This is a genomic window from Rhodothermales bacterium (assembly GCA_041391505.1).
Taxonomy (GTDB): Bacteria; Bacteroidota; Rhodothermia; order Rhodothermales; family JAHQVL01; genus JAWKNW01.
Window position 1 is genome coordinate 1 of sequence record JAWKNW010000028.1, and the last position, 15,347, is coordinate 15,347.

At 58.3% G+C, this 15,347-nt stretch carries 11 protein-coding genes and 1 tRNA gene; 8 read left to right on the top strand and 4 right to left on the bottom strand.

The window, feature by feature from the left end; all coding sequences use genetic code 11:
• On the top strand, positions 1-973 hold a 973-nt coding region (locus R2834_20355), incomplete at its 5' end, for a T9SS type A sorting domain-containing protein (GenBank protein MEZ4702698.1).
• A gap of 45 nt (positions 974-1,018) precedes the next feature.
• On the opposite strand, the gene R2834_20360 is transcribed toward R2834_20355, so the two are convergent.
• The 3 genes from R2834_20360 to R2834_20370 all read right to left on the bottom strand — a co-directional run bounded on the left by R2834_20360 (position 1,019) and on the right by R2834_20370 (position 5,869).
• Positions 1,019-2,569: a YifB family Mg chelatase-like AAA ATPase gene (locus tag R2834_20360; protein MEZ4702699.1), complete on the bottom strand. Its 1,551-nt coding sequence runs from the start codon at positions 2,567-2,569 to the stop codon at positions 1,019-1,021.
• 590 nt (positions 2,570-3,159) lie between these two features.
• The gene (locus R2834_20365) at positions 3,160-4,551 is read right to left on the bottom strand and encodes a 4Fe-4S binding protein (protein MEZ4702700.1); all 1,392 of its coding nucleotides are present in this window, start codon (positions 4,549-4,551) and stop codon (positions 3,160-3,162) included.
• 52 nt (positions 4,552-4,603) lie between these two features.
• Positions 4,604-5,869 (bottom strand): FAD-dependent oxidoreductase, encoded by a 1,266-nt coding sequence (locus tag R2834_20370; GenBank protein ID MEZ4702701.1) that lies wholly within the window; start codon positions 5,867-5,869, stop codon positions 4,604-4,606.
• A gap of 150 nt (positions 5,870-6,019) precedes the next feature.
• On the opposite strand from R2834_20370, the gene R2834_20375 reads away from it, so the two are divergent.
• The 3 genes from R2834_20375 to R2834_20385 all read left to right on the top strand — a co-directional run bounded on the left by R2834_20375 (position 6,020) and on the right by R2834_20385 (position 7,695).
• A complete protein-coding gene (locus R2834_20375; protein ID MEZ4702702.1) occupies positions 6,020-6,883 on the top strand; it encodes an NAD(+)/NADH kinase in 864 nt (287 codons plus the stop codon).
• A gap of 216 nt (positions 6,884-7,099) precedes the next feature.
• Positions 7,100-7,172, top strand: a tRNA-Phe gene (locus tag R2834_20380).
• Positions 7,173-7,488: 316 nt separating this feature from the next.
• A complete protein-coding gene (locus R2834_20385) occupies positions 7,489-7,695 on the top strand; it encodes a hypothetical protein (GenBank protein MEZ4702703.1) in 207 nt (68 codons plus the stop codon).
• A gap of 17 nt (positions 7,696-7,712) precedes the next feature.
• Here the strand turns inward: R2834_20385 and R2834_20390 are convergent, their stop codons facing one another.
• Positions 7,713-8,318, bottom strand: coding sequence for a hypothetical protein (locus R2834_20390; protein MEZ4702704.1), 606 nt, complete (start codon positions 8,316-8,318; stop codon positions 7,713-7,715).
• A gap of 202 nt (positions 8,319-8,520) precedes the next feature.
• On the opposite strand from R2834_20390, the gene R2834_20395 reads away from it, so the two are divergent.
• The 4 genes from R2834_20395 to R2834_20410 all read left to right on the top strand — a co-directional run bounded on the left by R2834_20395 (position 8,521) and on the right by R2834_20410 (position 15,343).
• Positions 8,521-8,760: a hypothetical protein gene (locus R2834_20395; GenBank protein MEZ4702705.1), complete on the top strand. Its 240-nt coding sequence runs from the start codon at positions 8,521-8,523 to the stop codon at positions 8,758-8,760.
• A gap of 403 nt (positions 8,761-9,163) precedes the next feature.
• Positions 9,164-10,015 carry a radical SAM protein gene (locus R2834_20400; GenBank protein MEZ4702706.1) on the top strand — a complete coding sequence of 284 codons (852 nt, stop codon included), beginning with the start codon at positions 9,164-9,166 and terminating at the stop codon, positions 10,013-10,015.
• Positions 10,016-10,207: 192 nt separating this feature from the next.
• Entirely contained in the window at positions 10,208-12,502 is a 2,295-nt protein-coding gene (locus tag R2834_20405) for a UvrD-helicase domain-containing protein (protein ID MEZ4702707.1), read from the top strand.
• 210 nt (positions 12,503-12,712) lie between these two features.
• Positions 12,713-15,343, top strand: coding sequence for a hypothetical protein (locus R2834_20410; protein ID MEZ4702708.1), 2,631 nt, complete (start codon positions 12,713-12,715; stop codon positions 15,341-15,343).
• Positions 15,344-15,347 lie beyond the last annotated feature (4 nt).

Genomic DNA, 15,347 nt, shown 5'->3' on the forward strand with positions numbered 1-15,347 from the left:
CATCGTCGTGCGCAACAACCGGAGCTACGACAACATCAACCTGGTTTTTGCCAGCTTCAAGCCCGGAGTAACGACGGATGGGAACGGCATCATCGCCGATAATTTTTATAACGAGGGCTCCACGAACGTGAAGTACCCGCACCGCACGCTGATAGAAAACAACCTGATTTACAACAACGGCGGTAAAGGCCTCCACGTGTTCAAGAGCGACCATGTAGATGTGTTCAACAACACGGTGTATCACAACAACAAAGACACCCAGAGTACCGCTACGTGGCGAGGGGAGTTGAGCCTGGTCTACTCGAAAGACACCGTCTGGCGAAACAACATCGGCGTCGCCAATCCCGGGTCGGGGGTGTTGTCCTGGAACCGCGCGCTCCTGATCGCGGGATCCGAAGACATGGTCTGGGATAAGAACCTTTCTTTTGACGGAACACCCGGGAACGCATCGATCAATATCAGCGGCACGTCGGTCGGTCTGTCGGACCTGAAAGGCAATCTGCTGGGTGTCAGTCCCGGGCTGAGCGATCCTCAGAAGGGCAAATTTGATCTTCGAGCAGACAGCCCCGCCCTCGACGCCGGCAGCGATCGGATCGTCTCTTTTTGGGATATCGATTACAAAACGAGAAACGCCGGCTCGGTGGATATCGGCGCCTTCGAGCGTGGCGGGACGGTGGCTACCGGGAGCGATCCCGAACCGCCTCAGGTCACGGATTCGCCGCAGGCGACGAGTTATCCCAACCCGTTTTCAGGCGAGGTCACCATCACCTACCACCTCCCTCGTCCGGCTCCGGTGCGTATCGAGGTCTTTAATGCGCTGGGCCAGCATGTGGCGACCGTCGTCGATGCTGAAAAACCCGCCGGCGAGCATACGGCGCAGTTCAGCGGCAGTCAGCTACCCAACGGCGTGTATTATTACCGGATTGTTGCCGGCAACGCCACGTGGACGAAGGCGATGATTCTGGCGAGATAGGTATGCGTTAGATTCTGCATTCGGGAAGTGGGTAGGCGATGTTTCTCATCCTCCCCCCTGCTCCCACTTCCGATCCAGCGCCCGGTACTGAATCGCCTCCGAGACGTGCTCCGGGCGAATCGCCTCGGCGCCGGACAGGTCGGCGATCGTCCGTGACACCTTGAGGATCCGGTCGTACGCGCGGGCGCTGAGACCCAGGCGGTGGATGGCCATCTTCATCAGTTGCTTGCTTTCGGGATCGAGCGCCGCGTGCTGTCGGACGAGCCGCGAGCCCATCTGGGCGTTGCAGTACACGCCGGCGTGGCCCGCGAACCGCGCCTGCTGCCGCTCCCGCGCGCCCATCACCCGGGCCCGTATGTCGGTGGACGCCTCCCCCTCACTCCGGCTGCTCATCTCGTCGAAGGAGACGGGCATGACGTCGATGTGGACGTCGATCCGGTCCAGCAGCGGCCCGCTGATCCGGGAGAGGTACCGCTGCACCTGCACCGGCGCGCATACGCAGGGACGATTCGGGTCGGTGAGATGGCCGCAGGGGCAGGGATTCATGGAGGCGACGAGCATGAAGCGCGCGGGGAACTCGACCGACACGCGTGCCCGGCTGATCGTGATGCGCCCTTCCTCCAGCGGTTGCCGCATCACCTCCAGGACCTGCCGTTTGAACTCGGGCAGCTCGTCCAGAAACAGGATGCCGTTGTGCGCGCACGAGATTTCGCCGGGACGCGGATGCACGCCGCCGCCGCAGAGGCCGGCGTCCGAGATCGTGTGGTGCGGCGCGCGGAACGGCCGCGTCGCCACGAGGCCGGCGCGGGTCGACAGCGTCCCGCTGACCGAGTGGATCTTGGTCGTCTCCAGCGCCTCCTCGACGGTGAGCGGCGGTAGGATGGTCGGCATCCGGCGCGCCAGCATCGTTTTGCCCGATCCCGGGGCGCCGACCATCAGTACGTTGTGCCCGCCGGCCGCCGCCACCTCCAGCGCCCGCTTCACGCCCTCCTGGCCCCGCACGTCCGCGAAGTCGATGTCATAGCGCCGCGCCTCCTCGAAGAGCAGCGACACGTCGCGCCGGTACGGCTCGGGCGCCGGCGCGTTGCCGGACAACAGCGCATAGGCGTCGCGCAGCTTCCGGATCGGATACACATCCAGCCCTTCGACGATGGCGGCCTCCGGCGCATTCTCCGCCGGCACGAGCACGGCGCGTTTCCCCTCGGCCCGCGCCCGCAGCGCGATCGGCAGGGCGCCGCGGATGGGGCGCACCTCGCCGTTGAGCGCCAGTTCGCCGGCGATGCACAGGTCGTCGAGCGAGCGCTGGCTGATCGCCTCGTCGGCCGTCGCGATCACGCCGATGGCGATGGGCAGATCGAAGGCCGTGCCTTCCTTGCGCACGTCCGCCGGCGCGAGGTTGACGGTGATCCGCCCCGTCGGGCGCGGCAGACCGTTCGCCCGGAGCGCCGTCAGGATGCGCTCCTGGCTCTCGCGCACCGCCCCGTCAGGCAGGCCGACCATGATGTACTTCGGCAACCCGCCCCGGGTGTGCACCTCGATTTCGATGGGCAAGGCGTCGACGCCAATAACGGTACTGCTCCAGACTCGGGATAACATGGGATCGTCCTTTTTCTAGATAGACAATCCCAGAGGCCGCGGCATACCGTTGGTATTCACCATTTCATGTGACGCAGCGTCCCCCTGTGCCCCGTGGCCCCGTATGTCAGGTAGGTCGGGTTAGGCTGCCGACAGCAGCCGTAACCCGGCAGTCGGGTAGGTCGGGTTAGGCTGCCGACAGCAGCCGTAACCCGACAGTCCCGCAACATCCCCGTAGGGCGAGCAGCCGTAACCCGACAGTCCCGCAGCATCCCCGTAGGGCGAGCAGCCGTAACCCGGCACATATCCATCATCCCGCTTGCCTGCCTGGGTTCATGGTGCAGGAGTGAGGCGCCCATCTATAAAAAACCAACGTCGGGTTACAGTCGCTGGGGCGACTTAACCCGACCTACGATGGGCACTATCGGACTGCACCGCTAAAAACAAACAATGTCGGGGTACGGTCGCTGGGGCGACTTAATCCGACCTACGATGGCCACTATCGGACTGCACCGCTAAAACAAACAACGTCGGGTTACGGTCGCTGGGGCGACTTAACCCGACCTACGATGGGCCATCGGACTGCACCGCTAAAAACAAACAACGTCGGGTTACGGTCGCTGGGGCGACTTAACCCGACCTACGATGGGCTCGTCGGCGAGGATGGATACGCTGTCCCGGTCGATGAGCACCGGCCCATTGTACCGCCCTTCGCGGGGACCGTTTTCGAGCTTCAGCACGCCCCTCGGGCACACCGCCGAGCAGATCCCGCAGCCCACGCACGACGACCGGATGATGTTCTGCCCGCGCTGCGCGTACCACCGCACGTCGATCCCCATCTCGCAGTAGGTGGAGCAGTTGCCGCACGAGATGCACTGGCCGCCGTTCGTGGTGATCCGGAAGCGCGAGAACCACTTCTGAAACATCCCCAGGACAGCCGCCATCGGGCAGCCGAAGCGGCACCAGACGCGGTTGCCGAGGATCGGGTAGAAGCCCGTGCCCACCACGCCGGCGAAGATCAACCCGATAAAAAAGCCGTACCAGGATGAAAACGTGCCGGACAAGCCCCCCAGCAACGCGCCCTCGGTGGCGGAATTGATCCAGAGCGCCGCCGTCGTCAGCACCACAAAGACGAGCACGCCGTGGATCGTCCACCGCTCGATCTGCCAGGCTTTCAGCGACTTGTCCGACAGCTGCCGGAACGGATCCCCCATCGTCTCGGCCAGGCCGCCGCACCCGCAGATCCACGAGCAGTACCAGCGCTTCCCGAAGAAATACGTCAGAATCGGCGTCGCGACAAAAAACATGACGGCGCCCCATAAGATCATAAAGAGGCCGACCTGCCCCGAGCCGGAGAGCCAGTCGATCGTTCCCGGCCACAGGTAATCGTACTTCAGCGGCCAGAAATAGGAAAAATAGAACTCCGGCTGGTTGAACATCACCAGCAGCCCGGGCAGGATAAACGCGAACCCGAGCTGGAAAAACATCACCGACAGGGTGCGCAGGATCTGGTACCGGTTGTAGCGATACTTGATGAGCATCCGGACGCCCATGACGAGCACGGCGAGGGTGTAGAGCGTCCCATACATAAACCACTTGTCCGCCGGCTGATGCTTCAGCACCATGCTCAGCGGGTCGAACACCGGGATCAGGTTCGCGAGCCAGCCCTCTTTCCAGTAGAGGATGCAATAAAACCCGGTGAGCACGATCCCGAGCGTCCATCCCCCGATCCCCTTCATCCCGGTCGTGACGGCATTCTGCCAGAGCCCGTCGTTGTCGATGCCGGCGGGCCGCTTCAGGTAGCGCCGGAAGTAGATCATCGCCCCCACGCCGATCCCCAGCGCCCCTGCCAGGAAGACCGCGAGGGGCTGCCCGAGGTCGCCGGCGAACAGCGCCACGATCCACGCCAGGGCCCCGAACCCGACGAGCGCCATGCCGGCTTTTTCCACCCCATCGAAACGCGAGGCAGGACTGGTGAGCTGGAAGCTGACGTCGTAGGACATGGGATGGAAATGCAAATTTATAAATACAAAAGGGAATTCGAGCAGATCGCCGTCAACCTGCTTTCGCCAGTTTTTTGGCATACTGCGGATAGAACTCCGGGTCGAAGCCGGCTTCGTCGAGGCGGGGCATTACAAAGTCGTACGTCCGCCCCTCCAGCAGCCAGCGCTCGCAGACCGCGTGCCGGAAGCGGACGCCCAGCAGGTTAAAGCCGAGGACCACGCCGTCGCTCGTGCGGTAGTTGATGCGGATCGATTTTTTGCCGGAGGGATGTTTCCAGAACGCCGACCGCACGCCGGCCGGGGGATGCGCATCGACCTGACCGTAGGTCTGGTATTCGATCGTAAAGAACTTCGCCGAATTGAAGTACGGCGGTTTTTCGTACGGCACGCGCTCGCCGCACACGATCCGGGCGACGGCCTTGCCGTGCTGCCGGCCGGTATACCAGAGCGGGTCGATCCGCCGGTAGCCGATCCCGTCTTCCCGAAACTCGGCGCAGTCGCCGATCGCGTAGACGTCCGGCGCGCTCGTCTCGAAAAACGCATTGACCAGGACGCCGCGATTCGTCTCCACTTCCGAGCGGGCGACCACGCTCACGTTCGGCGTCACCCCCGTCGCGATCCCCACAAACTGGCAGGGCACTTCCTCCCCCTTGCTCGTCACCACGGCGCGTACGCGTCCGTCCGCGTCCCCCAGCACCTCGTTCATCTCCGTGCCGAGCCGCAGATCGACATGGTGCGCGCGGATCTCGTCGTTGATCATCGACGATTCTTCCGCCGGCAGCACGAAATCGAAATAACTCTTCTCTCGCACGAGGAAGGTCACCGGAATCCGCCGCGTGTGGAGCATCTCCGCCATCTCGATGCCGATGAGCCCCCCGCCGAGCACCACGGCGCGCTCGATGCCCTTCGTGTCGCGCTCCATGGATTCGAGATCCGGGATGCCGTAGAGCCCCTGGACGCCCTTCAGGTCTTCCCCCGGCCAGTTGAAGTACCGCGTCTGCGATCCCGTCGCGAGGATGAGGATGTCGTACGACAGCGAAGCGCGCTTGCGGCAGCGGAGAATTTTGTTGGCCGTGTCGATCTCCTCCACAAAATCCCGCACCAGCTCGATGTTATTGTCCGCCCAGAAGGAATCCGCGTACGGCTTGGTGTCCTCGTAGCGCATGTGGCCCATGTAGATGTACATGAGGGCCGTCCGCGAGAAGAAGTGATCCGTTTCCGCGGAGATCACCGTAATCTTGTAGTCGCTCCATTTTCGGATATACCGCGCCGCGGTGATGCCGGCGATGCCGTTTCCGATGAGGACGATGTGCTTCATAAAGTCATCCCGAGGGGCTCGAGGAGGATCGTTGGGGCGCCAGCGTGTCGTGCGCCACCCTTCCGTGGGCAATCTTTACGTGCGAGGCCCCGATGGAACGTTACCCCTATGGCGAGGTTGAGTGCCGGCAAGGCTCCAAGGTACGACGAAATGATCTACGGGATCACCGGAAACATAAAGAAAACCGAGTTGTGGCCGGCGCTGGTCGAACTCATCGCGGGGTTCAGGACCGAGTCCATCCGTTTTGTGCTCGACGCCCCCGTGGCCCAGGGCCTTCGCGAGCGCGGCCTGTATCCGGAAACCGAGCAGCTCGCCGAAAGCGCCAACCTGCCGAATGCTTCCGACGTCATCCTCTCGTTCGGGGGCGACGGGACGCTGCTGAACACGGCGTTCCAGATCGGCGCGCGGCAGACCCCGATCCTGGGGGTGAACATGGGCCGGCTCGGGTTTCTGGCCGATACCGAGGTGGCGCAGCTGCAGGAGACGATCCGCCGGCTGGAGCGCGGCGAGTACCGGATCGAGTCGCGCATGGTCCTGGAGGCCCGGCTGGACGGCGTCGCCGGCAAGGACACACACTGGGCGCTGAACGACATCGTCATCGAGCACAGCCAGACGACCCAGCTGATCTCCGTCGAAGTCAAGGTCGACAGCGCACCCCTCACCACCTACTGGGCCGACGGCCTCATCATCAGCACTCCGACGGGGTCGACGGCCTACTCCCTGTCGGTCGGCGGCCCGATCCTCTCCCCCGGCAGCGGCGTCGTGGTGCTCACCCCACTGGCGCCCCATACGTTGACGGTGCGGCCGATCGTGCTGCCGGCGAGTGCCACGATCGACATCCGCGTGCCGAGCCAGCCCTACGTCTTCGCCGCTGACGGCCGCAGCAAGATCATCGAGGACGACAGCGTGCACATCACCATCCGCCAGGCCCAGCACTCCGTCAAGCTGATCAAGATGCCCGAGCAGGACTATTTCCAGACGCTGCGGTCGAAGCTGCGGTGGAGCGGGAAGTAGCGGAAGTCAGCGTTATGAGTGAGGAGGAAAAAGGGTAAAGAGATGTTGTATCTGTGTCGCAACTGTCGGGCATTCAGCCAGGCCACTCCTCCGAGGAGGGGCTGATCCGATGACGCTGCGCGTCATTGGATCAGGGAGGTTGCAGCCGGCATATGAAAAAAGCGCGTACAGGTTGAACCCCGCACAGGGACGCGCGTATATTCGGTCCGCTTCAAAGGTCAGGTAGCTCAGTTGGTAGAGCAATGGACTGAAAATCCATGTGTCGGGGGTTCAATTCCCTCCCTGACCACCTTTAAAAGCCGCAGGTTGTTGTCCACCAACGACGTGCGGCTTTTTTGTTTTTGGGGTATGTGGGTGGAGCTCAAATTTTCTGATTGTGTCTGAACGGTCAAAAAACTGCCTGTGAGCTTATACAGCCCCTTTAAAGCATAATGCCGGCCAGGTCCACGCATCGCTCAAAGTGGGCGACCACGACTACCATTTGCACGTCGTTGAAGCACACAACACCGGTCCGTCGTCCCTGCTCACGATGAGCGCCTTCGTTGCGTTGTGTTCGGCACTGGTCGGCAAGCCGCTCGAGCGGCAACTGGTGGTGCTCGGGGTCGATGAATCTGGGCGGGAACATCATCCCGGTGAAGAACCAGGCGGAGTCGCTGCAGGTGGCGGCGGATGCCGGCGCGAAGCGGCTGCTGCTCCCGATGTCCAGCGTGACCGACATCCCGACGATCCCCGGGGAGCTGTTCGCGATGTTTCAGACGAGCTTTTACGCGAGTGCGAGTGACGCGGTGTTTAAGGCGTTGGGGGTGCAGTGAGACTGGAAGAGACGTCTTCAGAACCGATACGTGAGTAAAACCCCCTGCATATTGGGCGCGGGCACAACGGCCAGCCGCCGGTTATAGGTGTCTTCTTTGACCCAGGATGATACGAAATAGGTCAAGAAACTAGCCTGCAGGATACCGGAGGTGATAAGAAGTGGTTTGCCTCCGGGCAGGAAGCCTCCGAATGGGGTGTTTTCGATACGCACCATTGTTACCCACGGCCCAACAATGGGTCGCACTGTCGTGGCAAAATACTCATCGCCCATTGCCAGAGACCCGACTAGCGTTGCGCTCAACACCGAAGCCAAACCGAGCGCTCCAATGCGCTTGTGGATCGTGTAGGGATTATGCCTGTACGTATTGCCGGCGGCGTAGGAAGTGCCTGGAGAAACGGAGAGTTTCTCTATCTTCGTAACGTCACGCATCTCATAGACGAACTCACTACCATCGCTCGTGCGGATCCTCAGCGACTTGTTTGGGATCAATTCGACGATCGTACCGCGAATGATGCTCCCGTTGACAAGGTAAACAACATCAATCGTCGCGCTCTGAGCTCTGGCGGGTACAACGCAAGCCACTAGTAGGAGGAGACAAAAGCTCCATATTCGATCCTTCATAGCATAAACCTCGATTGACCCAGAATTAGCTAACACACCACTAAAAGATTCTCGTACCACTATGGTCACTTCCGGAATGCTTGCTTGCCTCCCGCGCTGGGACTCCCCGACATGCTCTGCAAAAAGTCCTGCAATCACCTACACCCCACATATCTGTCGCGGTTAATTCAGTAGCCCGATGTGCCATGGGACGAACATCATAATGAGCAACACATCCCTGCTTGACGGGCGGATGCAATCCTTTTGGCACCATATGGTCATTCCGAATCCACTCTCTGCCATCGCCAATCTCATCGAGAGCGTTGTCCAAAGGGAAGATGAAGCCCTTGAAGCACTTGTCGACAAAGGCATCTTCTTCATGCCCGAATCAGCCTTTGCCTTCGAAGTGGGCAACGAAATACTACGGCAAAGACACACACCCTTTTCGGCGACAACGCAATAACCTGGCATCGCGAAGAAGATGCCGGAAGTGGTGGCCCGACCGACCTGATAATTGAGGTAGAAACGCAAAATCGATCGCAATCGAGTTCAAAATTGGCTGATCGGCGAGACATGTATCTCAAAGATGTCAAAAAGCTTCTGCTCTTAGATCCCGCTAAGTACGAACGACTGTTTTGCGCTGTGATCGACACCTATAGCTCAGTCGGCATTCGGGACGAACGCATAATCTGGCTTGAAGAAGCTGCGGGGACAGGGATGCGTCGTTTGAACACGTTTGTTGCAACGCCTACGCACTATAGCCGATACACCACCCCTATCAGTTATGTAGTATGTATTTGGCAAGTCGGCTTGAACTTAGATTGCGGCATTTCCCAGATACCGGCCACAGCGCCTATTGAAGACATATGCAAGGTGAACTGTTCGAAGAGCCCGAACCTTCATCAAGATTCGACAGCATCGGCAAAAGCACCGTAGCCTACCGGGACGTCAAATCCATCCTCACGCCGGCCTCCGGGTTCGTAGGCGCCTACGACTACACCCTGAACCCCTACTCCGGCTGCACATTCGGCTGCGTACTGCTATGCAGCGTTCTTCGTCCGAAACAAGGAGAAACAGGATGGCTGGGGCAACTGGGTTACGGTAAGGAAAACGCCCTGCGTCTCCTGTCGAAAGAGCCACACGGCTCGCTCGATGGTAAGACCATCTACATGAGCAGCGTAACAGATCCCTATCAGCCCGTAGAGAAGAAGCTGGGACTGACCCGTTCGCTCCTCGAGTGGCTGGTGGCGCATCATGCCCCTCGACTCGTCATCCAGACCCGCAGCCCGCTCGTGACGCGGGACATCGACCTCATCGCCCGGCTGCCGGCTTCGCAGATTAACATGACTGTGACGACAGACAGCGAAGAGGTTCGACAAATCTTCGAACCTCATTGTCCCTCTAATACAGTTCGGTTAAAGGCCATTCAAACCATTCAGCGTGCAGGATTGAATGGCTGCATCACGCTCACCCCGCTATTGCCGATTTCAGATCCGCATGCGTTCGCGCAGAACTTGTTAGAGACAGGCATCCAGAAATTCGTCGTGCAGCCCTTCCACGCCACGCGCGGCCGCTTTGTAGCCGGCACGCGAAATCAGGCGATTGATATTACGCGACGGATGAACTGGAATCACGAGCGTTATCTCGAAGTGCTCAGCATCCTGAAACAGTACATACCGGATCTCGGCGAGGGCAAAGAAGGATTTAAGCCCGTATGAACGCTTCGCTATGGGATTGGATTAGTGACCAACAGCACATCCTAGAACAGATCATCGTAGATACCGCCCAGCAATTTCACCAGGAACATCAAGGCGCTCCCAATTACGCCTTCCATCTACAACGGTCGCGCATCGAGTCCTACAATCTGGCACACGGCAAAGACCTCTGTTACGACACGCCGGCTGTGGGGTTTGTCTATAGCCTCTGGTATCAGCCGCGCCGGATTAATACATAGTCTCTGCCTGATCGCCGAGGCATTATCTGCGTCAGGTGGCCGAAGCGTAGACCTGTATGACCTCGGCTCAGGCCTGGGCGCCATGCAATGGGCATGCGGTCTGGTATATGCTGCAATGGCCGTGCATAAACAACCGTTACCCGATCTGAGGATCGTGAGTATCGACACAAGCCCTTTCATGGTGGAATACCAGCGCCGCTTGTGGAGCCACTTCACCGATCGATATCCCGTCTGCAAGAACATTCTGAATGAGTATGAGCTCAATTCGTGGGTAAACCGGCGCAAGGAATACAATCCCGTCTGGATATCAGCCAGCTACCTGTTCGATCACTCCGACAAACAGGACCAGCTCGTGAAAGACTTTGTCGGACTGATCGACGCGTATCACCCCGAGCAGGTCTTCCTCGCAAGTTCAAACCAGCTGAACAAACAGCGGGCGGTCCTTCATGTAACCCAGCAGTTTACCCGATCAGGCTACGAACCCATCGACATTCTCGATGAGCAACTCTTTCATGGCGAAGCAGAACTATTGACGGCCGTAAGGGCCAAACTAGACGAAAAGCTACGCGTCAATAAGCCAGTGCAGTGGTCGGAAATGGGCTTTTTTGGTACGGCGCTTATGCGGCAACAGTCCGGTCTTTCATTCGACCGGGCCGCAAATCCCGACAAGCGCGTCGCCGGCATCGATCTGTTTAATCCCCCGATGATTGTGCGACGCGACATCGCGCTTGCCACGGATCAGATCGAGGCAGCCGTTCACAAAGAGCGTCCGGCCTTTATATTCGGCCCAGCCGGCTGCGGTAAAAGTGTCGTCATTACCGAGCGGATCAAAAATCTGGTTGAGTCGGCAAACTACGCCCCGTCATTTCGCATCCTTGTCACCACGTTCAACAAAGAGCTGATCAAGGCACTCCATGCCTGGCTAAAAAGCATCCTCGATCCGGAATTTTGCTCTACCCCAGGTAAAAATGGCTTTGACTACACCGAATACGAATTCTACTTTCGCGACAGCACCCAGGCGAACATCGTCCTGATGCACTTCGATATTCTCCCTACGCGTATTGGGAGGCTAAATGGGTCGGTAATGAATGAATCGGTGCGTACGCACATTATCGAGGGAATCATCGAAGAGATATGGACTGAAATCGAACACGAAGGGCTCCGCATAGAAAACCCGGAACGGATCCTGAACGTCGACTTTGTCCGAGACGAGTACGACCGTGTGTTCTACGGTCAGTGGCTGCGCGACGAGGCGGCGTACCTCGATGGAGCCCGTCCCGGCCGGCCGACACTGGTCCGCAATCAGGGTCCGAGACGGCTGGCCTGGCGATGCATCAGTCGGTTGCATCAGTGTGTGACTACGGCAGGGCGGACGCCCTTTATCAACAAGCGGATGTTATTCCGTGAGCAGCTCGAGAATGGGGATCACAACGATCTCTTCACCCACATCTTTGTGGACGAATTCCAGGATTGTACGGCTTCCGATTTCCAGATCTTCTACCGACTCCTCACCGACCCGAACCACCTGGTTGTAGCCGGCGATCTGGCGCAGGCCTTACATCTCGGACGCTCAGCCAGTTTTCCGCGCCTGCCAGACTCCCACCAGCGCAACATCGAACGCAAAGAGCTCAAGGGTTCGTACCGGCTACCTTTTCGAATTAGCGAGGCCTTGCTGGAGCTATCTGGCCGAATATACGACAAACGCAAACTCTGCGGCGACTCCCATGATGTCCGCATGCTGAACCCCTACAAAGGATCGCCACCAGGTGCCCGGCCGATCATCATCTGGGCTCCCACGGTAGATGAACTGGCGAATAAAACCTGCGCGGCGATCGAGCGGTACCGTGTGTATGGTATCGATCGGGTCAAGGTGATGGAAACAGACAATTATTTCAGCACGGCGTTAAATCGCATGCTGGATATTAACGTTGGCGCTGATTCTGTGCTACGTTTTAAAGGCCTGGAATGCACCTGCGTGGTCTGGTCGACACGCGTTCAAGTCCTCAACGATGAAGAGGCCGAAGAATTCGTCTATACGATTCTGACACGTACTTCAGGCATCCTGATTGTCGCACTGTGTCCGGAAACGCGGGATATATATAAACCGATTCTGAACACATTCGACCGCAACCGGCTCATCTTCTGGGATGGGGTCTCCTGGAATCGGTTTAAGGATTTCTGTGTCGATCGAGAATTACACGATGACTATGAACCACAGACCGAGTTTGACGAGGAGTCTATACTGGCATGATAATCCCAAATCCGTTTCGATTTCGGATATTGATGCCCGAATCGGAGATCGAATAATTCGCACCCGGCCTGTTCCGAAACGATATCAAGATAACACCTCATCCCCCCCGCCCCTCTTCAATTACGTTTTCGCCGGACCATTCTGGTCAACCACTAAACATGCCCTGACGCGCAGCGTGCAAGCCGCCAGAGCAGTAGACGATTAGTGTCTATGGATACCTCCGCACTCGAAGGTTTGCGCACGCAGCTCATCGCTTTACACGACCGTTTTTCACAGGCCGCCCATGTCTATCAACAGGCAGCGGACGTCTTTCGACAAGGGTTACTTCCCTCCATTCCTCCAGAATTGGAGATCAGGGAGTTGGGCTCGGTCCGGGAAAAGACCCTCGCTGTTCTATCCGAAGCGGGGTACCGAGTAGGACTGGAGCCCCTGCCGTACGACGGCTCGCTAACCCTAGCCGACGCCTATCTCGATCGCATCATACAGGCGATTCAGGCCCAGGAGAAGAAGCACCGACTGATCGCCGACGTGCGACGCGTTATCCAGGAAGTCCAGCCACTCAGGCATCGTAGAGAACAAGCCAAACTGTCATCCGTCGTTCAGGCAATCGCCCAACTCGAAGGCAAACTGACCGAGGAAGTCGACTTCGCCGAAGCTGAGGTCATGAAAGCGGCTGGCCCAATAGAGATGCTGGGGAAATACGCGCGACATCGGCCCGGCCTTTCAGACGACGACTATGACGCGTGCCGGCGGCAAATCGAGGAGCATTTCGGGAGATGGCTACTGCGGGATATCGATCGCGGCTGGATCGACACCGGGTCGCAAAACGGACAGGATACACATGAAACATCAGATGAAACCACGGCACATGACGACAGGCCAGAAGCACCTGACATTGGAATGCCGCCAACCGGAGAGACAAATGAAGAGAGCGACCACGGGACGCTAGACGAGACTGACGCCACGGCATCCAGGATCGGAACGTCAGATCCACCCGCCTCAGCGGTGAAGGATTCTCTTCATGATAATGAGACCACGATTGAGGATGAATCGCAGTCGATAGCCGACGAGAAAACGGAACGCATCGAAGAAGAAACGAACGATCTGGTTGACGAACATCAGCAAGAAACTGCCACAAATGCGGCCGAAAACTCCTCGCACCCCAGCGAGAGCATAATCTCGCAAGTCCCCACCGAATCCCTTAAAGAGCACAGCGACTTGCCGCCAGAGGGCGGCACTCCGCAAACTACGTACAACAACGAAGCAGCCCCATCACACCCTGATTCTCCCCATTCGTTTGGACGCAATCTGGGCACACTTCCCTGGCGCCTACTCGCAAGCGACTTCCCCGGTCTTGCTTATTATGCCAGCATGGCTTTCGAAACGGAGGGTGTCGATGCTGAATATCCGCCGGCGTGGCTCATTCGTGCAGCAACCTTTGGGCCTTTCGTCGATCTGAGCGATGATTTCAAAAACATGGTACAGGAGGATCTGTCTCACTTCGATGCCGGAGATGAAAGACACCGGGCCACCGAATTCAATCTTCTCCTGGCTACGGCGACCATCGCACCGGCCTTGTTCGCTCCAAATCTGACAAATGCCCCTTCTTATCTCTCGCATGTCGAAGCGCCTGGTGGTATGGAGGCGCTAAACAATTGCCTGCATGAACTCAAGAAATACAGTTCATTCAGGCTGCCGCTCGACCCTTCCCGCCTTGCGACAGATATCTATCGTATTCGCGATTGCGATCCACTCGTCGTAAGAGCCAGTGAGTGGAAACGACACGCTTTGGAGCTGACCATCAAATATCAGGGAGCAACCAGAATCTGGAAGTCCTGGCTGCGGAGCGACGGTCCTATCACGCGACTGATCGATGCGATTATCCAGAACAGACAGACGGAAGCGGAGGACATTAGTGCACTGGTCTACACGTTTGGCGCACCAAAGGAAGTAGCTCGCGAGATCGACGCACTCGTCAAGCCGACTCAGGAAATCATAGGTCAGGCACGTCAACAATTAATTGCCAAAGCGCGTGAGGCTGCCGAATTAGGTGAAGAGTGGCTTGCATGGCTCGGGTCCCAATCAACTTCTACTGCCAGAGAAGACGAACGTCTGGATGAGTTACGCGCCTCGTTAACCGAATATTTGCCACTGGCAATAGAGGAGCTCAAAGAACTCGTTCAAGCCCAACCAAACAGTGTGGCAGCGATAGCAGGCACCTTACTGGCAGATGCCTTGGGTGTCATGAATGCGCGATTATTCGGGAGCATAGACATTCCAACAGACTCGGTCATCGCCCACTTCTTTGGCCCGATCACACGCCTGGATATTGCGCTCGACAGCGATGGCCGGCCCAGATGCAGTCAACCTGGCCAGCTTCTCAATGTCAAAGAGATCATTCGAAAACTATTGGACGCTGCCCGGCTAGGCCTCCCGAGTTGGGAGGATGCCTTCCAAAATTTTGTAAAGAAGGAAGATCATAACAGCAGTCAACATTTGATTGATTTCGCTCGATTGTCCGGCAAGATCGAGATGGCCGCCCGCTTTGAGAGTGAACGCGAGCAGGCACTTAGCATGTCTCGACGGCAATTGCTAGAACGTGCAAAAGACACCCATTTAAAGCTAGAGCGCTCATTTGCATACGGCGTAATTCCGGCTGAAGAACGTGACCGACTCCGCAGTCTCGTGTCCGATATCCAACGCTCCAGCCCTGCGCTACTGCGTTTTGACCAGCACCATTCCGATCTGAACGCGGCGGAAGAGACCATTCGGGCTTACAACAACCGGGCTATCAACGCGGTTTCGACTACGACTGAACGAGTTGGAATCCACACTGGATGAAACG